Source organism: Bradyrhizobium sp. USDA 10063, from assembly GCF_054063735.1.
Map to the genome: position 1 here is coordinate 6,124,270 of NZ_JBSSGP010000002.1, position 23,548 is coordinate 6,147,817.

Consider the following 23,548-nt stretch of genomic DNA (forward strand, 5'->3'; position numbering starts at 1 on the left):
AGCCGCGCAGCGGCGTCTCGAAGGATGGGCCCCGAAGGCACCGCCCACCAAGTTCTATTTCATATGCGATAGCCCTGCGTAGGGAGAGGTGAAGAGAGAGGCTGCGCCACTTCCTGTCCCCAACCAGCGGGACAGACGTCGCGCCGACCTCCGGGTACTCTTCGGGGAATACCCGGAGGGCCGAACCTTGAGCACTGCGCCTCGTATCGATATCGACGTCGCGGCATTCTGGAGCGATCCTTATCCGATGCTCGCGAAGCTGCGTCGGGACGCGCCGATCGCATTCGTGCCGCAGCTCGGCAGCACGCTGCTATGCAGTCGCGACGATATCTTCATCTCCGAAAAGCAGATCGACGTCTTCTCATCGCACCAGCCTGCAGGCCTGATGAACAGGCTGATGGGCCACAACATGATGCGCAAGGACGGCGACGCTCACCTGTCGGAGCGCAAGTCGATCTTTCCCGCGGTGTCTCCGAAGACCGTCAGATCGCACTGGACGGCGCAATTCCAGGCGCATGCCGACCGCATCATCGCTGCGCTCGAGCCAAAGGGCGCATGCGATTTCGTGCGCGACTTCGCGCTGCCGTTTTCGGCGGAATGTCTGAAATCGATCACCGGGCTGACCAACATGCGCTTTCAGGACATGAACGCGTGGTCGCAGGGCATGATCGACGGCATCGCCAATTACATTGGAGACCCCGCCGTCGAGGCGCGCTGTCACGCCGCGACGTCCGGCATCGATGCTGCGATCGACGATATGCTGCCGGTGCTCGCGAAGAAGCCGGATCAAAGCCTGCTCGGCGTGATGCTCGCGTCCGGCATGCCGATGGACAGCGTGCGCGCTAACATCAAGCTCTCGATCAGCGGTGGTCAAAACGAGCCGCGCGATGCGATCGCCGGCACCGCATGGGCGCTGCTGACGCACCCCGATCAATTGAAATCGGTCATGGATGGCAAGATTCCGTGGATGCAGGCCTTCGAGGAATATGCCCGCTGGATCTCGCCGATCGGCATGTCGCCGCGCCGCATCGCCAAGCCGTGGAAGATTCGTGACGTCGCCTTCGAGCCCGAGGATCGGGTGTTCCTGATGTTCGGCTCCGCAAACCGCGACGAAAAGCATTTCGATAATGCTGACAAGTTCGAGCTTGGCCGCGATACCAGCAAAAGCATCGCGTTTGGGGCCGGCCCGCATTTCTGCGCCGGCGCCTGGGCTTCGCGCGCCATGGTCGCCGACGTTGCGCTTCCGGCCGCCTTTGCCAGGCTGAAGAACCTCCGCATCGTCGAGCGTGAACCTGTGCGGATCGGCGGCTGGGCGTTTCGGGGACTGCTCAATTTACCCGTTGGGTGGGGTTAGGCGTCTCAAGAAATTCGCGTTCACCGGTTATCTTCAGAGAGCAGCACGTCCAGGTTTTCCCGATGGGCTGCGGCGGGCTGTCGCGGCGCTAGGTGCGAATGTGATCGTGCGAATTTGAAAAGCGGCTTCTGGTAAACTGCACCCGAAATCCGGTAACGGTTGCTGCAGTGCGTGATCGGTTCGCAATTGAAGTCCGGCATCGCGCGGAGTACGCTAACGAATATAGCGAACCTGGTTTAGGAGCGCGCCGCGATATGAAGGAAAATCCCAAGCGAAAAATTCCTCGGCGTGATCTGCTTCGCCTGACCATCGCGGGCAGCGGCGCGGTCGCTGTCGGCGCATTGCTGCCGGGGCCGGCACCCGCGCAATCGGTCGATATGAAGGACAAGCGCAGGGCGCGCTATCAGGCCAATTCCGCTGAGGTTCGGGATTTCTACCGCGTCAACAGCTACCCCGGCGCCCGCTAGAGGAGGCGTTCGTGCTGATCAGGAAGTCGGATCGTCGTCGAGGAAGTGCAAAGCCTGTTCTCGCTGAAGCGGACAGGTCGGGTGGCGGATGGGATCGCCGCACCTTTCTGAAGCGTTCGGGCATCGCTGCCGGCACGCTCGCGGCGCTCGGCGAGCTCACGCTGAATGGCGTGCGCAAGGTGGAGGCTGGCCCACCGCCGTCTCCGGGCGCGCCCGTCGCGACCCGCAAGAACATCTGCACCCACTGTTCGGTCGGCTGCTCGGTGATCGCTAACGTTTCGAATGGCGTCTGGATCGGGCAGGAGCCAGACTATGACAGCCCGATCAATCGCGGCTCGCATTGCTGCAAGGGCGCCGCGGTCCGCGACGACGTCCTGAGCGAGCGCCGCCTGCGTTATCCCGTCAAGCTCGTCAACGGCCAGTGGACGCGGGTTTCCTGGGAGACCGCGATCAACGAGATCGGCGACAAGCTTCTGGAGATCCGCCAGAAATCAGGCCCCGATTCCGTCTACTGGCTCGGCTCGGCCAAGTTCACCAACGAGGCCGCCTATCTCAACCGCAAGCTGGCGGCGTTCTGGGGCACCAACAATTCAGACCACCAGGCCCGCATCTGCCACTCCACGACCGTCACCGGCGTCGCCAATACCTGGGGCTACGGTGCGATGACCAACAGCTACAACGACATCCGCAACGCCAGGACCATCCTGTTGATGGGCGGCAATCCGGCCGAGGCGCATCCGGTCTCGCTGCAGCACATCCTCGAGGGCAAGGAGCTCAACCGCGCCAACATGATCGTGGTCGATCCGCGGATGACGCGGACGGCGGCGCATGCGACGGAATATGTCCGGGTCCGTCCGGGCACCCACATCGCCACCGTCTACGGCATGCTGTGGCACATTTTCGAGAATGGCTGGGAGGACAAGGAATACCTCAGCCAGCGCGTCTACGGCGTTGACGAGATCCGCAAGGCGGCCGCGAAGTGGAATCCGAAGGAAGTCGAGCGCGTCACCGGCCTGCCGGAGGCGCAGGTCAAGCATATCGCCGAACTGTTCGCCAAGCAGAAGCCGGCGACGCTGATCTGGGCGATGGGACAGACCCAGTTCGCCACCGGCACCGCCAATGTCCGCGCCAGTTGCCTGTTGCTGCTGGCTACCGGCAATGTCGGCATGCCCGGCGCCGGCGCCAACATCTTCCGCGGCCACACCAACGTCCAGGGCGCAACCGATCTCGGCCTCGATGTCACGACGCTGCCGCTCTATTACGGCCTTGCCGAGGGCGCCTGGCAGCATTGGTGCCGGGTGTGGGAAGTCGATTACGACTGGATGAAGGCGCGCTTCCCGAGCAAGCAGTTGATGGAAACGCCGGGCATTCCGAGCACGCGCTGGTTCGACGCGACCTTGCTGCCGAAGGACCAGATCAGTCAGCCCAATCCGGTGCAGGCCATGTTCGTCATGGGGCATGGCGTCAACACCATCACCCGGATGCCGGAAGCGGTGCGTGGCATCGAGAAGCTCGAGCTCCTGGTGGTGTGCGATCCCTATCCGACCGCGTGGTCGGTGGTCTCCGAGCGCAAGAACGGCACCTATCTGCTGCCGGCCTGCACGAGCTTCGAAATGGACGGCTCGCGTACCGCCTCCAACCGCTCGCTGCAATGGGGCGAGAAAATCGTCGAGCCGGTCTTCGAATCGAAGAACGACTACGACACGATGTATATGCTCGCCAAGAAGCTCGGCTTTGCCGACCTGATGTTCAAGAACATCAAGGTCGAGAACGGCGTGGTCTCGGCCGAGGACATCCTGCGCGAGATCAACCGCGGCGGCTGGTCGACCGGCTATTGCGGCCAGTCGCCGGAGCGGCTCAAGGCCCATATGAAGAACCAGGCCAAGTTCGACCTGGTGACGCTGCGGGCGCCGAAGGACGATCCGGAGGTCGGCGGCGACTATTACGGCCTGCCATGGCCGTGCTGGGGCACGCCGGAGTTCAGGCATCCGGGCTCGCCGATCCTCTACAACACCAATCTTCCGGTGAAGGACGGCGGCGGCACCTTCCGCGCGCGGTTCGGCGTCGAGCGCGTCGTCAAGCGCAAGGTGATTGAGAACGGGCAGGAGGTCGAGCGGGAGGATCATGTCAATCTTCTCGCCGAGGGCTCCTATTCGGCCGGCTCCGACATCAAGGACGGCTATCCCGAATTCACGCTGGGCGTGCTGAAGAAGCTCGGCTGGGACAAGGAGCTGACGCCGCAGGAAATGGAGATCATCCAGCGCGTCAATTCGGCCAACCCCGACGCGGTGTCCTGGTCGCTCGATCTCTCGGGCGGCATCCAGCGGGTCGCGATCGAGCACGGCTGCTCGCCTTACGGCAACGGCAAGGCGCGCATGATCGCCTGGAATCTGCCCGATCCGATTCCCGTCTACCGCGAGCCGATCTATACGCCGCGTCCGGACCTGGTCGCCGATTATCCGACCTTGCCCGACGCTAAGCAGTTCCGCATGCCGAATATCGGCTTCTCGGTGCAGAAGGCCGCCGTCGACCGCGCCATCTCAAAGCAGTTCCCGCTGATCCTGAGCTCGGGCCGGCTGGTGGAATATGAAGGCGGCGGCGAAGAGACGCGCTCCAACAAGTGGCTCGCCGAACTGAAGCAGTTCATGTACGTCGAGATCAACCCGGCCGACGCCGCCGAGCGCGGGATCAAGGACGGTGGCTGGGTGTGGGTGACCGGCGCCGAGAACAACTCGCGGACCCGTGTCAAGGCGATGGTCACCGAGCGGGTCGGCAAGGGCGTCGCCTGGATGCCCTTCCATTTCGCCGGCTTTTTCCAGGGCGCCGATCTCCGCGCCAAATATCCGAAAGGCGCCGATCCGATCGTGCTCGGCGAAAGCGTCAATACGCTGACGACCTATGGCTACGACCCCGCGACCGGCATGCAGGAGCCGAAGGCGACGCTTTGCCAGATCAGGGTCGCGTGAGAGGAACAGACGATGGCACGCATGAAATTCCTGTGTGACGCGGACCGCTGCATCGACTGCAACGCCTGCGTCACCGCGTGCAAGAACGAGAACGAGGTGCCGTGGGGCATCAACCGCCGCCGCGTCGTCACCATCAATGACGGCAAGCCCGGCGAGCGTTCGGTCTCGATGGCCTGCATGCATTGCACGGATCCGCCCTGCGCGGCGGTCTGTCCGGTGAACTGCATCTTCCCGACCGAGGATGGCGTCGTCCTGCACAACAAGGACCAGTGCATCGGTTGCGGCTATTGCTTCTACGCCTGCCCGTTCGGCGCGCCGCAATATCCGCAGGTCGGCAATTTCGGCTCGCGCGGCAAGATGGACAAATGCACCTATTGCGCCGGCGGCGGCGGACCGGAGGCGCCGGGCAGTGCGGCGGAATTCGCCAAATACGGCTCGAACCGGTTCGGCGAGGGCAAACTGCCGATGTGCGCGGAGATGTGCTCGACCAAGTCGCTGCTGGCCGGCGATGGCGACATCATCGCGCAGATCTATGGTGAGCGGGTGCGTAAGCGGGGCTATGGTTCCGGTGCCTGGGGCTGGACCACGGCCTATCACGAAGACGTTGTAGTCTGAGCGGACAGGCTCATGCGGCCCGGGATGGGCGCGGGATGAGAACAGGGTAATGGTCATGACGTTTCTCGCACGCTTTCGTCTGGCGACCTTCGTCCTGGCGCTGCTCGCGGTCGCCGTGGCGGTGCCTGCGTTCGCGCAGAAGCTCGGTCCCGATGGCGCGCCAAACCCGACCGAAAGCGTCACCAGCCAGCGCGAGCTGCTGCAGCAGGTGCCGCGTATCGCTGGCCGCGTCGACATTCCCGACACCAGGTCCAGCGTGCTGATCCAGCCGGCGGGACGGACCTGGGACTATTTCCACCAGGTTCTGCTGCGCTGGGGTGGCGCGATCCTGATCCTCGGCACGGTCGTGCTGCTGGCGATCGCTTATCTGATCCTCGGAAAGCTTCCGATCTCGGCCGGGCGCTCGGGGCAGAAAGTGGTTCGCTTCGAGGCTTTCGAACGTTTCGCGCACTGGCTGACGGCCGCGTCCTTCGTCATCCTCGGATTGACCGGGCTGAACATCACCTTCGGCAAGGCCTTGCTGCTGCCGCTCGTCGGGCCGGATATGTTCGCCGCCATCTCGCAGGTCGCGAAATACGTCCACAACTTCACCAGCTTCGCCTTCGTGGCGGGTCTCGTCCTGATCATGGTGATCTTCTTCAAGGACAATCTTTTGGAGAAGGTGGACATCGAGTGGCTCAAGCAGGGCGGCGGCTTCATCAAGAACAGGCATGCGCCGGCGAGCCGCTTCAATTTCGGTGAGAAATTGGTGTTCTGGCTGTCGATCGCGGCCGGCATCGCCGTATCAGCTTCGGGGTTCCTGCTGCTGTTTCCGTTCTACGGCACCGATATCCTCGGCATGCAGCTCGCGCAGGTGGTGCACGCGGTGGTGGCCATCCTGTTCATCGCCCTGATCCTCGCCCACATCTATATCGGCACACTCGGGATGGAGGGCGCGTTCGAGGCCATGGGCACCGGCGAGGTCGACCTCAACTGGGCCAAGGAACATCACGACCAATGGCTCGCCAAGAAGCTCGCCGGCGAGAACCGGCCTTCAGCGACGGCGGCGGAATGAAGATGCCGGCCGCTTAGTGGCGATCGCGGTCAGTGCGGCTTTGCTGCGCCTCGCGCTCCCGCAGATAGTCATCGGTGGTGCGGACGGTCGGGCTCGACACGCCGTAGGATTCGAATCCCTGCTCGGCGACGAAGTTGACGCGGCAATCGTCGCACATCTTGATGACGTCGAGCTTGCTCGGCGCGCCCTTGTACATCCAGTGCTTGCCTTCGAGCTTGGCGACCACGCGGTCGATCGTGCTCTTGACGCCGAACGGCTTGCCGCAGCGGATGCACGAGAACGGCTCTTCCTCTTTCAGGATGCGGGCCGGGGCCTTGACGGCGCCAAAATCGAGCCGCGGCACCAGCGTGATCACCTGCTCCGGACAGGTCGACTTGCACAGGCCGCACTGGACGCAGGCATCCTCGACGAACCGCAGCACCGGCCGCTCGGGATCGTCGCGCAAGGCGCTGGTCGGGCATGCCGACACGCAGGACAGGCACAGGGTGCAGCCAGACGCATCGACCTCCACTGCGCCGAACGGCGCCCCCACAGGCAGCGCGATGACATCGGCAGGCGCGGGTGCGGCGCGGTGCAATTCGCCCAGCGCAAAACGCAGCACGTCGCGTTTCTTCCCCGTGGCCCGGAAACTTGCCGGCCGCGGCGCCGGCGGCAATGACGGGATCACGCGCAGCGTCTCGAGCAGCGCGTCCGGATCGTCGGTCTCGATGGTGGCGATCCGCGCGGTGCCGAAGCCGAGCCCGGCCAGGATCGGATCGGCGATCGCCATCGTCCGCGTCAGGCCCGCGACGTCGTGACGCGGTTTCGCCCGCAGCAGGAGGCGCATCGCGGAGGCGCCATAGGCGAAGGCGGCGGCGATGCTCTCGAGCCCGATCTGCGTGACCTCGTTGACCGCGAATGGCAACACGTTGGCCGGCAGCCCATCGCCGAACCGCGCCAACGCGTCGATCAGCGGTGCGCCATGCGCCTCGTCATGCACCAGCACGATCGCCTGTTCGCCGCCGGCTTCGCGATAGGCGATCAGCATAATGCGCAGCTTGCGCATCAGTGCGTCTTCCGGCGGCAGCGCGTAGGACGCGGCGCCGGTCGGGCAGGCCGCCGCGCATTGGCCGCAGCCGGCGCAGATGTTCGGATCGATCGCGACATGATCGCCGGCCGGCGTGATCGCGCCCGTGGGACAGAGATCGAGACAGCGGGTGCAGCCGATGCGCCCCGAGCGCGAATGCGCGCACAGCTTGGCGTCGAACGTGACGTAGCGCGGCTTCTCAAAGGTGCCGACGAGATCGCGCGCCTTGAGCACGGCCTGCAGCATCGCCGCGGGATGATCCGGATCGGCGCGCAGATAGCCGTCGCGCAAATCCGCAGCCGGGAACAATGGCGCTCCGCCGGTCAGGTCGAGGATGATGTCGCAGTTCGATCGCGCATTGTTGCGCGAAGGGCCGAACAGTAGCGTGCTGCGCGAGGAAGGCGCGGCTTCGGCGAAATCGTCGACCGTGACCTCGAAGGCGCCGAGATGGCCGCGTGCCGCGGTCACCTTTCCCTTCGCCACCGGGAATTCGTCACGGCGCGGCGGCGCAATGGCAGCCGGCGGCGCGATCAGAACGGTGACGTCGAGATGGTCCTTGAGCAGATTGCCGGCCTCGATCGCGGCCTCATCGCGGCCGTAGATCAGGATGACGCCGCCGCTTTCGAGCTCAACGGATGGCGCTGGTGGCGCAGTCTCGGCTGCGGCTGCGAGCAGCGCCGCCATCTTCGGTCCCGCGCGATCGGCGTCATTGGACCAGCCGGCGGCCTCGCGGATGTTGGCGAATTGCATGGATTGTGTGCGGCCGCTTTCTTCAGCCACGTCAGAGAACAACCGCGCTTCCTGGGTGCAGGCGATCGTGAGCGGGCCGTCTTCGGCGGCAACGGCCCGGAAACGATCGAGTTCGGCGCGGCAGAGCTGCGTTGCGGTCGCCATTTCGTGACGACAGCCGCGGCTGATGGCATCGCCGTCGAGCGGCATCGTGCCTTCGCACGAACAGATGAAAACGCGCCTTGCGGTCTCAGACATCCGGTCACGAACTCGTGTAGCTATGCAGTGCGGCCGGCGAAACTGGCCGGGAATTTGTAGAAAGTATATACTGTCTCTCCGGCAAAATACGATGGTGGAATAGCGACTTGCAGGGAGCATCGGATGAGGGCGCGGCGTGATTTCTGGTTCGCTTGCGGCCATCATCTGCTCGACCGCGACGGGGACGGCCGGCTGCTCGTCACCGACGACTTCCTGAAGGCCTATCTGGCGCGGCCTGAGCTGGTGCCGCCACCGGACGCCTGCGCGGCGGAGCAGGAACTGCACCGCGCGCTGTTGCGCGATCCGCGGCGGCCTGTCGCGGCCGGGCAGACCGAGGCGATCGCCGACGCCGATGCGCGCGAGAACTGGCAGATGATGATCGCCTGGCGCGACCATCTCGTGAAGCATCGGACCCTCGAGGCCGCCTATCTCGCGATTGTCAGGCGCAACATCGCCTTTCCCCAGCTCTTCATTGGCCAACTCGTGCAACTGATCCTGCGCAACGCGCTGGATGATTGCGGCGATGCTTTCATGCTGCGCGCTGCCGAGCTGTTTTTCCGCCCCCAGAAGCTGATGATCGAAGGGGCATCGGTTCTCGCCATCGACGAGGAACGGGGCTCGGTTACCGGCCGGCATTCGGCGTCGCCGCTGATGGCGCTGCTCGGCTTGCCTGACGTCACCGAGGTCGATGTGCTGAACGAATCCACGGCAGGCGGCTATTGGGAGCGCAGCGACCGGTTCGACATGGCGCTCGACCTGGCTGCCGGCGGGCGCGGCCTGGCGGCACTTGGCGATGTCGTTGCCCGCTGGCTTGCGCATCTATTGGCGATCGAGGTCGAGGTCGAGCCTGTGGCGGACCTGCGCGAGGTTTCATGGAACTGGTACGTCGGACTGAGCACCGACGCCACACGCATTGGTGACGCGATCTGGCATGGCGATGATCTCGATGACGCGGCACGCGCCCAGTTGATCGGCCTGTACCGGCTGACGTTCCGCGATCCCACCTATATGATTGAAAGGGTCAGGGGCGAGCCGGTCTATCTGCTGCTCGCCATGACCGCCGACGAGGTGTTGCGGCTGAAGCCGCAAAATCTCATCACCGGCTTGCCGATTGCGAACGCGGAGGCAGTGAATTGATATCGACCGCGCTGGAGCGCATTTCCGTGGGCGTCGTGGTGGAGCGGCGCAAGGGCAGGAGTGCCTGGGCCGGCTTGCTGTGGCGGCCGGTTTCGGTGCTCGTCGGAAGCCCGGCGGCGGCGCCATGGACGCCGCTCGATGCGGAAGGAGAGGTGACATTGTTCTATGCCGGCGAGGCGATGATCGAACTGCACCGCACCGAGACCACGAACTATCGGGACAATCTCGCATCCGGCTCGCCCGCGCTCTGGGTCAACCTGCGGCCGACCGGCGCCGAGCCGCCTTACGAACTGCTCGCGGTCACCGCGGATCCGGCCGAGGGCGAGGCGTTCACCGATGCCGGCAGCAATCTGGTCGACGCGGTGCCGATGCCCGCCGGCATTGCCGAGATCGTCGAGCGATTTGTAGCCGAGCATCATGTCGAGCGTCCCTTCATCAAGCGACAGCGCGATCGGCAGGGACCTCGGGCGTAGGACACGAGAAAGAACGGACCGTGGCTGAAGAGCACAATGTTTTCCTTCGCTGGGCGCGGCTGAAGCAGGCCTCGAAAGAGGGCCGCGATGCGGTGGCCGCTCCGGCAGACCGTGAGGAGGCGGCCGCGCCGCCTGCGACCGAGGCGGCGAGCGATGAGCCGTTCGACCTCGCCAGCCTGCCGTCAATCGAATCGATTGCCGCCAATACGGACATTGCCGCGTTCCTGCGCGCCGGCGTTCCAGCCGAATTGACCCGCGCGGCCTTACGCCGGGCCTGGACCAGCGATCCCGTCATTCGCGACTTCATCGGCATTGCGGAGAACCAGTGGGATTTCAACGATCCAAGCGCAATTCCGGGGTTCGGTCCGCTCGATCCTATGGAAAAGGCCGCCGATCTTCTCGCAGAGGTCTCAAAGCGGCTGCAGCAGCTTCCGGATGCGCTTGCGGAGGTGACGTCGCCGGTCGATCCGGTTCGGCCAGGGGCGGCCGATGCCGCGGAGCCCGTCCTGGATCAGCCGCCTGCGACAGACAGGCCGTCCCTTGCTGCTGCCGCTGCAGAGCCGAACGAAATGCAGGACATGGCCGCGCAGCGCGAGCAAGTGCCTGTCGAGGAATCACATGATCCTCCCCGAAAGCGGCGTCATGGCAGCGCATTGCCGCGATAGCGATGGCCAAAGCCACATGTCTTTCCGGATCGAACGATGACGGATTCAATTTCAAAGGGCTCTGCAGCGCGCCTTGTCGATGAGATCGACCGCGCCCGGGCGCAGGAATATGCGCTGCTCGCGACCTTGCTGACCCGCAGCCCGGATGCGCAGCTCCTGTCCCGTCTCGCCGGCCTGCGCGGCGATGCCAGCCCGATCGGCATGGCCCATATCGCGCTGGCCGAAGCGGCCCGCCGGACCGATCAAGCGCGCGTAGCGCGCGAGTTCTTTGCGCTGTTTGCCGGCCTGGGAGAGGGCGCGCTGCTGCCCTATGCGTCGCACTATCTCGCCGAGACATTGTATGGGCGTCCGCTCGTTCGGGTGCGGGAAACGCTCGATGGCCTCGGCATCGAAAAGACGCCGGAGCTGACGGAGCCGGAGGACCACGCCGGATTCCTCTGTGAGATCATGGCGGGCCTGGCCGGTGGCGCCATCGCCGCGCCCGATGGCGCCGACCGCGAGTTCTTCGAGCGGCATCTTTCGCCCTGGATCAGGCGCTTCTTCGTCGATCTGGAACGGGCAAAATCGGCTGATTTCTATGCATCGGTTGGCGCGCTCGGACGGACCTTCATCGACATCGAAGCGGAGGCGTTCGCGCTTTCCGGCTGAACACCGCTTTTTGTCCGCGGCTGGAACTCGTCCGCTGCGGAACTGTGCTACAAGATGACGTGAAGAGGAGAAACACGATGCGCGCGTTCGTCCTGGCCTGCCTGTTCGCCGTCGTTGTCGCGGTTGGAGCGGCGGTGATTCTCGACAATTTCGTGCAGGAATCGGCGACGACGGCGTTTGCCTTGCCGAGCGCCAGAGTTTAGCGACGATGACCCGCAATCGGCCCGGGTCTCGAACCCCAAGCTGAAAGCGCGGCCTCATTTGGTGCAACTGCACGCGATGGCCGGTGTCGAGAAATTGCCTGTCCAGGACATCGACGATCAATCGCTGATCTATCCGACACCGACGAAACAGGCCGATGCGATCGTCCGGCCTTGGACGGTCGGTTTGAGAAACGGGATCGGCCCATGATAGGGCTAGGCGGAGAATCTCTCCGTCCATCGCCGGCCTGCCATGCGCCCCCGAACCATCGATCTCAATCTGCTCGTCATGCTCGAGGCTCTTGTGGCCGAGCGTAGCGTCTCCAAGGCCGCGCGGCGCATGGGATTGACGCAGTCAGCGGTGAGCCACGCGCTGCGGCGGCTTCGCGACACCTTCAATGATGAGCTGTTTGTCCGCTCTCCCGACGGGATGGAGCCGACGCTGCGCGCGCTCGAACTCGCGAGCGCGACGCATGCGGCGCTGGAACAGATCGAGCGCACCATCGACAGATCCGCAAGCTTCGACCCCGCGACCGCGGAGCGGACCTTCACGTTGCGGATCTCGGAATACGTGTCGGGCCACCTGCTGCAGCGATTGTGTCCCATCCTGCGCAAGGAAGCGCCCGGCATCCGCATCAATGCGGCGCACTTCACCGGCGATCCGCGCGAGGACGAAATCGTCGGCGACGAAATTCACGTCCGGCTTGCGTCTTCGGGAAATCCGGAAGGCCGGCGCGAGCGGCTGCGCGTGCTCGACGAACGGTTCGTGGTGCTGATGCGGAACACCAATCCGGCGCGTCGCAGCAGGATGACGCTGCCGTTCTATGCCTCGCTCTCGCATGTCAAGGTCGCCGGCACGATCGGCACCAACGTGATTGACGACGCCTTGCGCATCCGCGGGCTCTATCGCCATGTCGTGTTCAACGTGCCGAGCTGGCGGGACGCGCGCCATATTGTGGCCAACAGCGATCTCGTCGCCGCTATACCGGCGCGATGGGCGCGCGACAAGGAAGCACCGCTGCCCTGCACCTCGGTCCGCTTTCCGCTCGACGACGTCACCTTCGCGATCGACCTCGAATGGCATCCGCGCTTCGCGGTCGATCCCGGCCAGACCTGGTTCCGCGCCCTGATCGCGAAGCAGTTCTAGTGTGCGATGTTATGCCAGCGCCGCGTTCGCGAACCGCGTCGACAGTCTCAGGGTGGATAGAGTCCTCACCCCACCTCCCCCGCAAGTGCAGGGCTAAAGCGGGGGAGGAGGCGCTGCTTTCTCGCGGATGCAGCTCGCCTCACTTCTCCGCGTCGATCACTTCGCCGATCGGCTTCCATTTCACGCCGTCGAACTGCATCAACTGCTCCTGGCTCATTGGCGTGTAGCGCGTCGGGCTGGTGTTGAGCTTGATGCCGGGAAGCATGATCGGGAGAACGAGGTCCTTGATGCTGGTCGCCTGCTTCATCAGGTTCTCGCGCGTCAGGTCATCGCCGCAATTCTTCAGGACGTGAACGAAGGTCTGCGCCGTCGCATAGCCGAACACGTGATAGGTTTCGGACGGATTGGCTTCGGGCATGTATTGCTTCATGAAGGCGAGATATTCCTTGATGCCGGCATCATCGGCCCATGCCGCGTCGTTCGGATCCTTGCGGAAAGCGACAGTGATGACGCCCTTGGAATTGTCCAGCCCCGCCGGCGCCAGCGTGCTGGAAATCGAGCCGGCGGCGTCGCTGAGAAGATGCAGCGCGTCCCACTTCGTCTCAGCCATCTTCTTGATCGCCTGCGCCGAGAATTTCGGCGTCGAAATGTCAAGGAACACATCGGCGCCGGTGGCCTTCAGGATCAGGATCTGCGAGTCGACGGTTGGCTCGGCAATCTCGTAGCTGAGCTCCTTGACGATCATCGTGGCGGCCTTGTCGCCAAGCCCGTCGCGAAAGCCCTTGAGGTGGTCGCGGCCGAAATCGTCGTTCTGGAACAGCACCGCGACCTTCGCGTTGGGCCGCTCCTTCAGGAGATATTTGGCGTAGATCACGCCCTTGGCATGGTTGTTCGGCTGCCAGCCCATCGACCACGGATAGGTCGCGGGCTCGGAGACGCGGTTGGCGCCGGTGCCGAGGAACAGGCCCGGCACCTTCTTGGCGTTCAGATATTTCTGCGTGGCAAAGTTGGTCGGCGAGCCGAAGGTGCCGACGATCGCCAGCACCTCCTCGCTTTCGACCAGCCGGCGCGTCTGCTCGACCGCCTTGGGCGGGCTGTAGCCGTCATCGAGCGAGACCAGGTTGATCTTGCGGCCGTTGACGCCGCCTTCCGAATTCACCTTCTGGAAATAGGCGGTCATCGCGCGGCCGATCGCCGCGAAGCTCGATGCGGGGCCGCTATAGGGCATGGTCTGGCCGATCTTGACTTCGGTATCGGTCACGCCCGGTCCGTAGTTTTTCTCCTGCCCGAACGCGGAGAACGACAATCCCGCCCATGCGATCGCACAGGTCGCCACCATGAGCTTCTTCATGCTCTTTTCCTGTCTTCGTTGTTGATGATCTCTGATCAGGCCGGCTGCAGATAGCGCTGCTTCAGCACGTGCTTGAACAGCTTGCCGTTCTCCTGCCGCGGCAACTCGGCCTCGAAATCGATCGAGCGCGGACACTTGACGTGCGACAGGCCGTCCCGGCAGAACGCCATCAGTTGGTCCGCAAGCGCCGACGATGCCTTTGCTGGCTGCTTGAGCTGCACCACCGCCTTTACCTCCTCGCCATATTCCGGATTGGGGATTCCGAACACGGCGACGTCGGCGACTTCAGGGTGCAGGGCGAGGCGGTTCTCGATCTCGGCGGGATAGATATTGACGCCGCCCGAGATGATCATGTGCGAGCGGCGGTCGGTGAGATAGAGGAAGCCGTCCTTGTCGAGATAGCCGACGTCGCCGATGGTCGACCAGCCCTTGGCGTTTCGCGAGCGCGCGGTCTTCTCGGGATCGTTGTGATAGACGAATTGCGGACCGTCGAAATAGACGTCGCCGATCTCACCTGGGCCGAGCTCGTTCTGCGCGTCGTCGAGGATATGGATGGTGCCGACGCAGGCACGCCCGACCGAGCCGCGATGCGTCAGCCAGTCCGCGGTCGAGATGCAGGTGGCGCCGTTGCGCTCCGAGCCCGCGTAATATTCCCAGACGATCGGTCCCCACCAGCCGATCATCCGCTCCTTGAGCTCGGGCGGACAAGGTGCGCGGCGGCGTGGATCGCACACCGATGCGAGGAGAGATCGTAGCGGGCGCGTGTCTCGTCCGGCAGCGCGAGCAGACGGAAGAACATCGTCGGCACCCACTGGCTGTGGGTGATGCGGTACTGCTCGATCGCGGCGAGCGCCTGCTCGGCCACGAACTTCTTCAGGATCACGGCGGTGCCGCCGCTCTCCAGCGTGCGCATCGTGAAGCGCAGCGGCGCGCCATGGTACAGCGGTGCCGGAGAGAGATAGACCGTATCCTCCGCGAAGCCGAAATTGTCGCGCACCCAGTCGCCGGAGGCCTGAGCCTGGCGGAGATTGGCGAACAGCGGCTGCTTGATGCCCTTGGGCTTGCCGGTTGTGCCCGAGGAATAGAAGAAATCCTTGCCGACGGGGCCGTCGGGAATCTCGATCAGGCGATCGAAGCGGGCGAGCTCTGCGGCGTAGTCAAGACTGCCGTCCAATGCACCGCCAACGGCGTACACGGCACAACGATGCGGATTGTCGGCGAGCAGTGCCTGGACCGCCTCGGTGAAACGCGAGGCGGCGAAGAACAGCTTGGCGCCGCTGTCGCGCACGATATAGGCCGCTTCTTCGGGCTTCAGATGTGTGCTGACCGGCGTGTAATAGACGCCGTGGCGTCGCGCGCCCCAGATCAGCTCGAAATAGGTGGAATCGTTGTCGAGCATGATCGCGATGCCGTCGCCGGCGGCGAGCCCCATCCAGATCAGGAGCTGTGTGACGGCATTGGCCCGGCGGTCGAGCTCGCCATAGGTGATCGCTTGGTCGGAAAACGCGACGAGCGCGGCGGTCTTGTCGGGATGACGTTCAGCCCATTGGCGCAGGATTGGCATTTCTTCCCCGTGATGGCCGAACACATCGGCCTTGCCGGGATTATCCGCATCAAGGCTGCATCATTGAATGACCGCGCCTGCCAATCCGATTGGCGGAATCCGACGCCGCTATTTTACCGGCGAGCCGCGGTGCTCGCGGTACTCGCCGGGCGTCACGCCGGTCCATCGCCTGAACGCCCGGTGGAAGGTGCTGAGTTCGGAGAAGCCGAGCGAGACCGCGATTTCTTCCAGCGACAGGCGGGACTTCTGCAGCAGGTGGGTGGCGAGGTCTCGCCGCAGCCGGTCCTTGATGTCCTGGAAGCCGCAGTCCTCTTCTTCGAGCAGGCGGCGGCGCAGCGTCTGCGGAGAGACCGCCAGCATCCCGGCGATGTCCTCGAACGATAGCGCGCGCTTGAGGTTGCGGCGGAGAATGCCGCGCACCCGCTCGGCCATGCTGCTGTCGTCGCGGTAGCGCACCAGCAGCGCATTGGGCATCGACGCCAGGAAGCGCCGCAGCCGCTCCTCGTCAGGCATGATCGGCAGATCCAAGAGCTCGGCATCGAAGCGGATTTCCGTGCGCGGCTGCTCGAACAGCATCGGCGCCCGGTAGAACGGCTCCAGCTCCGAACTGAACGGTTCTTCCGGGAAGACGTAGTGAACGGTGATCAGCGGCAGCCGGCGACCCACCAGCCAGCACATCAGCCCGTAGGCGAACAACAGGATCGCGCCATTGACCATGCGCCGCCGGTTCGGCTGAGCGATGGTGTCGGTAACGTAGAGCGAAGCGTCATCAAGCCCTTCCGCCAGCCGCACCACGAAATCGTCCGCGACCAGATGGTAGAACTGGCAGCCGATCCGGATCGCCTCGCGCAGATTGGCAGAGCGGATCAATAGCCGGCACATCATGCGGAAGGTGCCGGGCTTGATCGGGCGGTTGCACAACAGCCAGAGCTCGTCGCGCGTCTCCCGGGTCAGGATCGCGATCAGGCGGGCGAACTGATCCTGTGGCAACCGGGCGCCGGGCTTCTCGAGCTGCTCGGGCGCGATGCCGGCGCGGGCCAGCAGTCGGTCGATATCGAAGCCGGCCTCGCGCACGCCGCTCAGCACCAGTCCGACATAGCCGGAATCGATCGCTGAGCGCGACGGCGCAGCGCGTGATGATCGAAGTGCGGCGGAGGCTCCCGGCATGACGTCATCATGTTAGCGCCGGGATTGTTCCGTCGCCACCATTCCTGTGGCAGCCAAGGTCAACGCAACTGGTCGTTTTCGTCATTGCGGGCGCAAGACTTCTTTTCATTGTCGCCAATGGGATCGTCGCCGGAGGAGACTTGATGCGCGCATTGATGAGTTGCGAGCCGGGCGGGCCCGAAACGCTGCGGCTGCTCGATGTGCCCGAGCCGGTCGTAGGGCCGGGACAGGTGCTCGTGGCGGTGAAGGCGTGCGGCGTGAACTATCCGGACTTCCTTACGATCCAGGATCGCTATCAGGTCAAGACGCCGCGGCCGTTCGCGCCGGGGGCCGAGGTGGCCGGCGTCGTGGCTGCGATAGGGGAAGGGGCTATCGGGCTGCACGTCGGCGATCGGGTTGCGGCGCGGACCGGAACCGGCGGCATGGCGGAGTTTGTGGCCGTCGATGCCGCGCGCTGCAGCCCGATTCCCGACGGCATGTCGTTTGTCGATGCCGCGGTCATGCAGTTCACCTTCGAGACGGCCTATTACGCGCTGCACACCCGTGCCGGCGTGCGGGCCGGTGAAACCGTGCTGGTGCTGGGCGCAGCAGGAGGCGTCGGTATTGCCGCCGTGCAGGTTGCGCGCATTCTCGGCGCCCGTGTCGTCGCCGCGGCATCATCGGAAGAGAAGCTCGGCTTTGCTCGTCAGCACGGCGCCGCCGAGGGGGTGATCTATTCGGCCGGGACAACAGGGGATGGTCGCGAGCTCGCTGCGCGGCTGAAGCAGGCGGTCGGTTCGCGCGGCGCCGACGTGATCCTCGATCCCGTCGGTGGATGGCTCTCGGAAGCCGCCATTCGCTGCATCACTGAGGGCGGGCGCTATCTCGTGCTCGGCTTCACCGCGGGGATTCCATCGCTGCCGCTCAATCTTCCTCTGCTGAAGAACTGCGACGTGCTCGGCATCAACTGGCGCACGTTCACGCTGTCGCAGGATTCGCGCGTCGCCGAAAATCGGTGTGCACTGCAGGCCTGGTATTCGCGAGGCGCCCTGTCGCCCGGCATCAGCGCCGAATTCCCGCTGCAGGAGGGCGGCAAGGCGATCCAGCACCTCGCCGACCGGCGCGCCCTCGGCAAGGTCGTTGTGGTGATCTGACCTGCGCATCCCAGTCTGACCTGCGCGTTTCGAAATTCTGCAATGCATCAGGGCTCTCACGGCAAGATGACCGCAGGCGCCGCTTGCCGCCGTGCGGCACGCTGATATGGTCTGCGGCCGGCGAAACGGATCGCATTCGCCGCTTTCGCCGAAATTCACGATCATCCCGCGCTGCAGGAGCTTCTCATGACATATGCCTTCCGTTTCCATCAGGCCGGCGGTCCCGAGGTTCTGAAATGGCAGGAGGTCAAGCTCGGCAAGCCTGGTCCCGGCGAAGCGCGGATCCGTCACACCGCAGTCGGCCTGAACTTCGTCGATATCTATAACCGCGCGGGCGTCTACGGCGTGCCGCTGCCGAGTGGCCTTGGCAGCGAGGGCGCTGGAATCGTCGAGGAAGTCGGGCCCGGCGTCACCGACCTGAAGCCGGGCGATCGCGTCGCCTATGGCAGCTCGCCGCTCGGCGCCTATGCCGAGGAGCGGCTGATCCCGGCCGATCGTCTGCTCAAACTGCCCGACGGCATCGACGACAAGACCGCCGCCGCGATGATGCTCAAGGGCCTGACGGTGCAGTACCTCATCCGCCAGACCTATCGCGTCAAGAGCGGCGACACGATCCTGCTGCATGCCGCGGCCGGCGGCGTCGGGTTGATCCTGGGCCAATGGGCAAAACATCTCGGCGCCACCGTGATCGGCACGGTCTCCACCGACGAGAAGGCGAAGCTCGCGAAGGCCCACGGCACCGCGCATGCGATCGTCTACACGCGCGAGGATTTCGTCGCGCGCGTCAGGGAGATCACCGGAGGCAATCTGGTGCCGGTGGTGTATGATTCCGTCGGCAAGGACACGTTCCTGAAATCGCTCGATTGCCTGGCGCCGCTCGGGGTTGCGGTGCTGTTCGGCCAGTCCTCCGGCAGCGTCGAGCCGCTCAATCTCGGTCTGCTGGCGCAGAAGGGCTCGCTGTACGTGACCCGCCCGACGCTGAACACCTATGGCGCCAAGCGCGAGAACCTGGTAGCGATGGCGAATGAGCTGTTCGACGTGGTGAAATCCGGCGCGGTCAAGATCGAGATCAACCAGACCTATCCGCTCAAGGACGCTCCCAAGGCGCACGCCGATCTCGCCGCCCGCAAGACCACGGGATCGACGGTGTTCCTGGTGTGAAGCGATTCAGTTGAGCGGTCCTTCACCTTTCCCGCTTGCGGGAGAGGTCGGCGCGTAGCGCCGGGTGGGGGCTCGCTCCGCAGGTTCGAACAGCGTGAATCGCGGAGACACCCTCACCCCGCCCTCTCCCGCAAGCGGGAGAGGGAGCATTCGTCACTCCACGTTGAAGCGGCGCCGGTAGTCGCCCGGCGTCAGGCCGGTGATGCGGGTGAATACCTTCCTGAACGCGCTGGTGTCGCCATAGCCGACGTCCCAGGCGATGCGGTCGACGGGCAGCTTGCCGAATTGCAGGAGCTCGCGCGCCTTGCCGACGCGCAGCCGCTGGCAATATTCCGTCGTCGTCAGGCCTGTCGCCTTCTGGAAGCGGCGCAAGAAGGTGCGCTCTTCCAAGCCGGAGCGCGCGGCCAGCGTTGCCAGCGCGATGTTCTTGGCGCCGGTCGCCTGCAGCCAGTGCTGTACCTTGAGCACGGCCTTGTCGCCATGGGTCAGCCGCGGCGCGAACGCGCTGTAATAGCGCTGCTCGCGACCGGGCGGGTCGACCAGCAGCAGACGCGCGGTCTCGATCATCACCGTCGGCCCGAGCAGGCGGTCGACCAGTTTTAAGCCGAGATCGGTCCAGGCCATCACGCCTCCGGCGGTGATGATGTCGCCGTCGTCGATGATGAGCCGGTCGATATCGACGTGCGCTTCCGGGAAGCGGTTCTGGAATTGCTCGGCATAGGCCCAGTGCGTCGTCACCGATCGTCCCGCGAGCAGGCCGGTCTCGCCGAGCAGGAATGCGCCCGCGCACACGGAGCCAAGCGTGACGCCCTCATCGTGGTGGCCGCGCAGCCAGCGCACGAAAGGCGCCGCCTTCTCGGGCGTGGGCGGATCGCCCAGGCTCGGCGGCAGGATCAGCGCGGCAGGTGCAGCCTTCGCATCGCCGTCCGGGGCGGTGTCGAACACCCGCGCCGGCGGCTTGTCGGGTGCTGCCTGCTGCCAATGGCTGATCCGGAGCAGCGCGGACTTCCGCTTGCGGTGCCGGGTCGCAATCCGGTCGGCAACGCCGAACAGATCGGTGAGCCCATGGATCGCGGCGAGCTGCGCGCCGGGATAATGCACCAGTCCGATCTCGATGGGATTGCGGGCAACGGCCATGTGTCGATATCAACCCCTTTTATGTCGGCATCGCCAATTTGCACCATGCGATGGCGGGCCTAGGCTTGTCCAGCAAGATGCGAACCAATCCGCGGAAAGGACGGTCCGGCCATGAGCAGGCGCGCGATCATCGTTGTCGATCTTCAGAACGATTATTTTGCTTCCGGCAAGCTGCCGCTGGTCGGCATCGACGCGGCCGCAGCCAATGCGGGGCGCGTCATTGCTGCCGCCCGTGCGAGCGGCGATCCCGTCATTCACATCAGGCATGAGTTCGTGCGGCCGGATGCGCCGTTCTTCGTCGCGGGATCACAGGGCGCGCAGATCCATGCTTCCGTTCAGCCGGCTGAAGGCGAGAGTGTGATCGTGAAGAACTATCCCAACTCGTTTCGCGACACGGCGCTGAAGCAGGCGCTCGATGCGAAAGCCATCGAGGACGTCGTGATCGTCGGCGCAATGAGCCATATGTGCATCGACGCGACAGCGCGGGCGGCCGCCGATTTCGGCTACAAGGCCACCGTCGTGTACGATGCCTGCGCGACCCGTGACCTCGCGTTCGGCGGCGTCAGCGTTCCCGCCGCGCAGGTCCACGCCGCGTTCATGGCCGCGCTGGGCTCGTCCTACGGCACGCTGGTAAGCACGGCGGATTATCTGTCGCGCTAATCCGCGCCCGCGCCGAAGCGCTCGACCAGGAAATCGATGAACAGCCGCACCTTCACCGAGAGGTGCCGGGTCGGTGGGTAGATCGCATAGAGCGTCAGCGGCGGTGCGTGATAATCCGCGAGGATGATCTTCAGCGCTCCCGTATGGAGCGCATCGCCGGCGATGAAGGTCGGGATCAGCGCAATGCCATGTCCCTTCACGGCGACGTCGCGCAGCACTTCCGCGTTGTTCGCGCACAGCGACCATGATGGCTGGATCCAGTGATCGCCATCTGCACCCGTCAGCTTCCATTGGTTGCCGGTAAGCAGGAAGCCGTAGGTCAGCGCGGCATGCTCGCGGAGATCGCGCGGATGGGCCGGCGTGCCGTGCTTCGCGAGATAGTCCGGCGAGGCGCAAACGACGCGGTCGATCGGCACGATCCTGCGCGCGATCAGGCTCGAGGATTCCAGCTCCGCGATCCGTAAGGTGACGTCGAAGCCGTCCTGCACGGGGTCGAGCAGGTCGTCGCTGAGGACGAGCTGGAGCTGGATCTTCGGATATTTCCCCATGAAGTCCGCGACCGCCGGGCCGAGCCGCAGCGTGCCGAACGACATCGGCGCGTTGACGCGAAGCAGTCCGTGGGGCGTCGATTGCGCCTGCGACACCGCCTGATCGGCCGCGTCGAGTTCGGACAGGATCGAGAGCGCGCGCTCGAAATACATCTGGCCGTTCTCATTGGTGCTGACATGGCGGGTGGTGCGGTTGAGGAGCTGCACGCCGAGGCTCTCCTCGAGTTCGGCCACATACTTGCTGACCGCGGAGCGAGAGAGCCGAAGCTGCCGGCCGGCCTCGGCGAAGCTGCCGGTCTCCACGACCTTCACGAACGCCCGCAAGCTCGCGACCTTGTCCATCTTGCCTCCGGCCGATTGTCCTCAAATCGTAGACAGTGGCGCTATGAAAGCATGGATTGTTCTCGAAACATAGCGGGCCAATATTAGGTGGGACGAGGCCATCTGGGCTCTGGAGTTCAAGGAGGAAGATCATGTCAGGCATCCACCACGTCACCGCCATCGCTGGCAACCCGCTGAAGAATTTTGACTTTTACACGCGCGACCTCGGCCTGCGGTTCGTCAAGAAGACCGTCAATTTCGACGATCCCGCGACCTATCATTTCTACTACGGCGACGAGGTCGGCCATCCCGGCACCATCCTGACGTTCTTCCCCTGGGAGGGTGCGCCGGCCGGCCGCCGTGGCGTCGGCGAGACTCATCAGACCGCGTTTCGCGTTCCGGCACGCTCGCTCGGCTACTGGGTGCAGCGCTTTGTCGAGAAGGGCATCCCGCACCAGCCGTTGGAGAAGCGCTTTGGTGAATCGGTTCTGCCGTTCACCGATCCCGATGGCATGGCGCTCGCGCTGGTCGGCATTCCCGGCGCCGAGGACGAGCCGGCCTGGAGCAATGTCGACGTCCCGGCCGAGCATGCCATCCGCGGCTTCCACGGCGTGACCTTGCTGCTCGAGAGCGCAGCGAAGACCGCCGCCATCCTCACCGATGTGTTCGGTTTCCGCGAGGTCGCGCGCGAGGGTTCGGTGATCCGCTTCGCCGCTCCGGGTGACGTCCAGGGCGGCATCGTCGACATCTACGAGGCCAAGGGATTCTTGCGCGGTCGTCAGGGCGTCGGCTCGGTGCATCACATCGCGTTCCGCGCCGCCGACGACGCGGAGCAGGGCGAGATGGCGCAGAAGCTGGTCTCGGCGCACGGCCTGCATCCGACCGAGCAGAAGGATCGTAACTACTTCCGCTCGATCTACTTCCGCGAGCCCGGCGGCGTGCTGTTCGAGATCGCCACCGACATTCCGGGCTTTGCGGTCGACGAACCCGTCGAGAGCCTCGGCCATGCGTTGAAGTTGCCGGCGTTTCTTGAGCAGCATCGCAAGGAGATCGAAAGCGTGCTGCCTGATTTGGGAGAAGTCGCATGACGAACGAGACACCCTTTGTCTATCGCTTCGTCCCGGCGGAAGGGGCGGGCGCTCCGCCCCTCCTGCTGCTCCACGGCACCGGCGGCGACGAGAACGATCTGCTCGATCTCGGACGGATGCTGTCGCCGGACTCGGCGCTGCTGTCGCCGCGCGGCCGCGTGCTCGAGAACGGGATGCCGCGGTTCTTCCGCCGTCTGGCGGAAGGTGTCTTCGATGAAGACGACGTGCGGCGGCGCGCCGTCGAACTGGCCGACTTCGTTGCCGAGTCGCGCCGGCGTCTCGGCATCGGCGCGCCGGTGGCAGTGGGCTATTCCAACGGCGCCAACATCGCCGCAGCCTTGATGCTGCTCCGCCCCGGCACGCTGTCGGGCGCGGCGCTGCTGCGCGCGATGGTCCCGCTGTCCGATTCGCCGCACACTGAATTGGCTGGCATGCCGGTGCTGATAGCTTCGGGACAGATGGACCCGATCGTGCCGACCTCGAACTCGGCGAAGCTGGCCGAGATACTGGGCGATGCCGGTGCCGATGTCACGTACCGGACGCTGCCGGTCGGCCACCAGCTCTCACAGGCGGACCTCGTGCTCACGCGCGAGTGGCTGGAGCGGGTGAAGAAGCGGACGCTTCAATCCGTGTAAAAAT

22 protein-coding genes and 1 pseudogene are annotated in these 23,548 nt (G+C 64.7%); 17 read left to right on the top strand and 6 right to left on the bottom strand.

All coding sequences use genetic code 11. The annotated features are described in order from the left end of the window. Window positions 1-187 precede the first annotated feature (187 nt). The 5 genes from ACVJGD_RS31065 to ACVJGD_RS31085 all read left to right on the top strand — a co-directional run bounded on the left by ACVJGD_RS31065 (window position 188) and on the right by ACVJGD_RS31085 (window position 6,456). A complete protein-coding gene (locus tag ACVJGD_RS31065; RefSeq protein ID WP_456637788.1) occupies window positions 188-1,354 on the top strand; it encodes a cytochrome P450 in 1,167 nt (388 codons plus the stop codon). 254 nt (window positions 1,355-1,608) lie between these two features. Continuing rightward, window positions 1,609-1,821, top strand: a complete 213-nt coding sequence (locus ACVJGD_RS31070; protein WP_456637789.1) for a formate dehydrogenase — start codon at window positions 1,609-1,611, stop codon at window positions 1,819-1,821. A gap of 11 nt (window positions 1,822-1,832) precedes the next feature. Then, on the top strand, window positions 1,833-4,787 hold the full coding sequence (locus ACVJGD_RS31075) for a formate dehydrogenase subunit alpha (RefSeq protein ID WP_456637790.1): 2,955 nt from the start codon (window positions 1,833-1,835) through the stop codon (window positions 4,785-4,787). A gap of 12 nt (window positions 4,788-4,799) precedes the next feature. Continuing rightward, entirely contained in the window at window positions 4,800-5,402 is a 603-nt protein-coding gene (fdh3B, locus tag ACVJGD_RS31080; RefSeq protein ID WP_456637791.1) for a formate dehydrogenase FDH3 subunit beta, read from the top strand. Window positions 5,403-5,457: 55 nt separating this feature from the next. After that, window positions 5,458-6,456: a formate dehydrogenase subunit gamma gene (locus ACVJGD_RS31085; RefSeq protein ID WP_456637792.1), complete on the top strand. Its 999-nt coding sequence runs from the start codon at window positions 5,458-5,460 to the stop codon at window positions 6,454-6,456. Window positions 6,457-6,469: 13 nt separating this feature from the next. Here ACVJGD_RS31085 and ACVJGD_RS31090 read toward each other — a convergent pair whose 3' ends face one another. Further along, window positions 6,470-8,461, bottom strand: coding sequence for a 4Fe-4S binding protein (locus ACVJGD_RS31090; RefSeq protein ID WP_456640431.1), 1,992 nt, complete (start codon window positions 8,459-8,461; stop codon window positions 6,470-6,472). Window positions 8,462-8,632: 171 nt separating this feature from the next. Between ACVJGD_RS31090 and ACVJGD_RS31095 the strand changes: the two genes are divergently transcribed. The 7 genes from ACVJGD_RS31095 (at window position 8,633) to ACVJGD_RS31125 (ending at window position 12,779) form a co-directional block, all read left to right on the top strand. Then, window positions 8,633-9,646, top strand: coding sequence for a DUF6352 family protein (locus tag ACVJGD_RS31095; protein WP_456637793.1), 1,014 nt, complete (start codon window positions 8,633-8,635; stop codon window positions 9,644-9,646). Further along, on the top strand, window positions 9,643-10,119 hold the full coding sequence (locus tag ACVJGD_RS31100) for a DUF3305 domain-containing protein (RefSeq protein ID WP_456637794.1): 477 nt from the start codon (window positions 9,643-9,645) through the stop codon (window positions 10,117-10,119). The genes ACVJGD_RS31095 and ACVJGD_RS31100 overlap by 4 nt, the downstream gene beginning before the upstream one ends. Before the next feature lie 20 nt (window positions 10,120-10,139). Beyond that, the gene (locus ACVJGD_RS31105) at window positions 10,140-10,784 is read left to right on the top strand and encodes a DUF3306 domain-containing protein (protein ID WP_456637795.1); all 645 of its coding nucleotides are present in this window, start codon (window positions 10,140-10,142) and stop codon (window positions 10,782-10,784) included. A 36-nt stretch (window positions 10,785-10,820) separates the two neighbouring features. Beyond that, window positions 10,821-11,432, top strand: coding sequence for a TorD/DmsD family molecular chaperone (locus tag ACVJGD_RS31110; RefSeq protein ID WP_456637796.1), 612 nt, complete (start codon window positions 10,821-10,823; stop codon window positions 11,430-11,432). A 77-nt stretch (window positions 11,433-11,509) separates the two neighbouring features. Next, a complete protein-coding gene (locus ACVJGD_RS31115) occupies window positions 11,510-11,635 on the top strand; it encodes a hypothetical protein (RefSeq protein ID WP_282531786.1) in 126 nt (41 codons plus the stop codon). A 76-nt stretch (window positions 11,636-11,711) separates the two neighbouring features. Next, window positions 11,712-11,843 carry a hypothetical protein gene (locus tag ACVJGD_RS31120; protein WP_456637797.1) on the top strand — a complete coding sequence of 44 codons (132 nt, stop codon included), beginning with the start codon at window positions 11,712-11,714 and terminating at the stop codon, window positions 11,841-11,843. Between the two features lie 42 nt (window positions 11,844-11,885). Further along, window positions 11,886-12,779, top strand: a complete 894-nt coding sequence (locus tag ACVJGD_RS31125; protein WP_456637798.1) for a LysR family transcriptional regulator — start codon at window positions 11,886-11,888, stop codon at window positions 12,777-12,779. Between the two features lie 139 nt (window positions 12,780-12,918). Here the strand turns inward: ACVJGD_RS31125 and ACVJGD_RS31130 are convergent, their stop codons facing one another. The 3 genes and pseudogenes from ACVJGD_RS31130 to ACVJGD_RS31140 form a co-directional block, all read right to left on the bottom strand. Further along, window positions 12,919-14,130 (bottom strand): ABC transporter substrate-binding protein, encoded by a 1,212-nt coding sequence (locus ACVJGD_RS31130; RefSeq protein WP_456637799.1) that lies wholly within the window; start codon window positions 14,128-14,130, stop codon window positions 12,919-12,921. A 35-nt stretch (window positions 14,131-14,165) separates the two neighbouring features. Next, window positions 14,166-15,694: pseudogene (locus tag ACVJGD_RS31135) on the bottom strand (acyl-CoA synthetase). A 108-nt stretch (window positions 15,695-15,802) separates the two neighbouring features. Next, a complete protein-coding gene (locus tag ACVJGD_RS31140; protein WP_456637800.1) occupies window positions 15,803-16,861 on the bottom strand; it encodes an AraC family transcriptional regulator in 1,059 nt (352 codons plus the stop codon). Between the two features lie 143 nt (window positions 16,862-17,004). Between ACVJGD_RS31140 and ACVJGD_RS31145 the strand changes: the two genes are divergently transcribed. Together ACVJGD_RS31145 and ACVJGD_RS31150 are read left to right on the top strand one after the other, a co-directional pair. After that, complete coding sequence (locus ACVJGD_RS31145; protein WP_456637801.1) at window positions 17,005-17,994, top strand: NADPH:quinone oxidoreductase family protein; 990 nt, start codon at window positions 17,005-17,007, stop codon at window positions 17,992-17,994. A 186-nt stretch (window positions 17,995-18,180) separates the two neighbouring features. Continuing rightward, window positions 18,181-19,155: a quinone oxidoreductase family protein gene (locus tag ACVJGD_RS31150; protein WP_456637802.1), complete on the top strand. Its 975-nt coding sequence runs from the start codon at window positions 18,181-18,183 to the stop codon at window positions 19,153-19,155. A 153-nt stretch (window positions 19,156-19,308) separates the two neighbouring features. Here the strand turns inward: ACVJGD_RS31150 and ACVJGD_RS31155 are convergent, their stop codons facing one another. Beyond that, the gene (locus ACVJGD_RS31155; protein WP_456637803.1) at window positions 19,309-20,292 is read right to left on the bottom strand and encodes a GlxA family transcriptional regulator; all 984 of its coding nucleotides are present in this window, start codon (window positions 20,290-20,292) and stop codon (window positions 19,309-19,311) included. 111 nt (window positions 20,293-20,403) lie between these two features. Here ACVJGD_RS31155 and ACVJGD_RS31160 point away from each other — a divergent pair, with 111 nt between their 5' ends. After that, entirely contained in the window at window positions 20,404-20,952 is a 549-nt protein-coding gene (locus tag ACVJGD_RS31160; protein WP_456637804.1) for a cysteine hydrolase family protein, read from the top strand. On the opposite strand, the gene ACVJGD_RS31165 is transcribed toward ACVJGD_RS31160, so the two are convergent. Beyond that, window positions 20,949-21,842 (bottom strand): LysR substrate-binding domain-containing protein, encoded by an 894-nt coding sequence (locus ACVJGD_RS31165; RefSeq protein ID WP_456637805.1) that lies wholly within the window; start codon window positions 21,840-21,842, stop codon window positions 20,949-20,951. The two genes, ACVJGD_RS31160 and ACVJGD_RS31165, sit on opposite strands and share 4 nt — an antisense overlap. Before the next feature lie 131 nt (window positions 21,843-21,973). On the opposite strand from ACVJGD_RS31165, the gene ACVJGD_RS31170 reads away from it, so the two are divergent. Both ACVJGD_RS31170 and ACVJGD_RS31175 read left to right on the top strand, forming a co-directional pair. Next, window positions 21,974-22,909, top strand: a complete 936-nt coding sequence (locus ACVJGD_RS31170) for a ring-cleaving dioxygenase (RefSeq protein WP_456637806.1) — start codon at window positions 21,974-21,976, stop codon at window positions 22,907-22,909. Further along, on the top strand, window positions 22,906-23,544 hold the full coding sequence (locus ACVJGD_RS31175) for an alpha/beta hydrolase (protein ID WP_456637807.1): 639 nt from the start codon (window positions 22,906-22,908) through the stop codon (window positions 23,542-23,544). Before ACVJGD_RS31170 ends, ACVJGD_RS31175 begins: the two co-directional genes overlap by 4 nt. Window positions 23,545-23,548: the final 4 nt, after the last annotated feature.

What these genes read in the sequence shown, in the direction of transcription:
- ACVJGD_RS31090 (WP_456640431.1), bottom strand. Translation starts at nt 8,461, where the DNA reads ATGCCGCTCGACGGCGATGCCATCAGCCGCGGCTGTCGTCACGAAATG.
- ACVJGD_RS31095 (WP_456637793.1), top strand. Translation starts at nt 8,633, where the DNA reads ATGAGGGCGCGGCGTGATTTCTGGTTCGCTTGCGGCCATCATCTGCTC.
- ACVJGD_RS31070 (WP_456637789.1), top strand. Translation starts at nt 1,609, where the DNA reads ATGAAGGAAAATCCCAAGCGAAAAATTCCTCGGCGTGATCTGCTTCGC.
- ACVJGD_RS31165 (WP_456637805.1), bottom strand. Translation starts at nt 21,842, where the DNA reads ATGGACAAGGTCGCGAGCTTGCGGGCGTTCGTGAAGGTCGTGGAGACC.
- ACVJGD_RS31150 (WP_456637802.1), top strand. Translation starts at nt 18,181, where the DNA reads ATGACATATGCCTTCCGTTTCCATCAGGCCGGCGGTCCCGAGGTTCTG.
- ACVJGD_RS31160 (WP_456637804.1), top strand. Translation starts at nt 20,404, where the DNA reads ATGAGCAGGCGCGCGATCATCGTTGTCGATCTTCAGAACGATTATTTT.
- ACVJGD_RS31170 (WP_456637806.1), top strand. Translation starts at nt 21,974, where the DNA reads ATGTCAGGCATCCACCACGTCACCGCCATCGCTGGCAACCCGCTGAAG.
- ACVJGD_RS31175 (WP_456637807.1), top strand. Translation starts at nt 22,906, where the DNA reads ATGACGAACGAGACACCCTTTGTCTATCGCTTCGTCCCGGCGGAAGGG.
- ACVJGD_RS31085 (WP_456637792.1), top strand. Translation starts at nt 5,458, where the DNA reads ATGACGTTTCTCGCACGCTTTCGTCTGGCGACCTTCGTCCTGGCGCTG.
- ACVJGD_RS31110 (WP_456637796.1), top strand. Translation starts at nt 10,821, where the DNA reads ATGACGGATTCAATTTCAAAGGGCTCTGCAGCGCGCCTTGTCGATGAG.
- ACVJGD_RS31130 (WP_456637799.1), bottom strand. Translation starts at nt 14,130, where the DNA reads ATGAAGAAGCTCATGGTGGCGACCTGTGCGATCGCATGGGCGGGATTG.
- fdh3B (WP_456637791.1), top strand. Translation starts at nt 4,800, where the DNA reads ATGGCACGCATGAAATTCCTGTGTGACGCGGACCGCTGCATCGACTGC.
- ACVJGD_RS31120 (WP_456637797.1), top strand. Translation starts at nt 11,712, where the DNA reads ATGGCCGGTGTCGAGAAATTGCCTGTCCAGGACATCGACGATCAATCG.
- ACVJGD_RS31115 (WP_282531786.1), top strand. Translation starts at nt 11,510, where the DNA reads ATGCGCGCGTTCGTCCTGGCCTGCCTGTTCGCCGTCGTTGTCGCGGTT.
- ACVJGD_RS31140 (WP_456637800.1), bottom strand. Translation starts at nt 16,861, where the DNA reads ATGCCGGGAGCCTCCGCCGCACTTCGATCATCACGCGCTGCGCCGTCG.
- ACVJGD_RS31155 (WP_456637803.1), bottom strand. Translation starts at nt 20,292, where the DNA reads ATGGCCGTTGCCCGCAATCCCATCGAGATCGGACTGGTGCATTATCCC.
- ACVJGD_RS31145 (WP_456637801.1), top strand. Translation starts at nt 17,005, where the DNA reads ATGCGCGCATTGATGAGTTGCGAGCCGGGCGGGCCCGAAACGCTGCGG.
- ACVJGD_RS31125 (WP_456637798.1), top strand. Translation starts at nt 11,886, where the DNA reads ATGCGCCCCCGAACCATCGATCTCAATCTGCTCGTCATGCTCGAGGCT.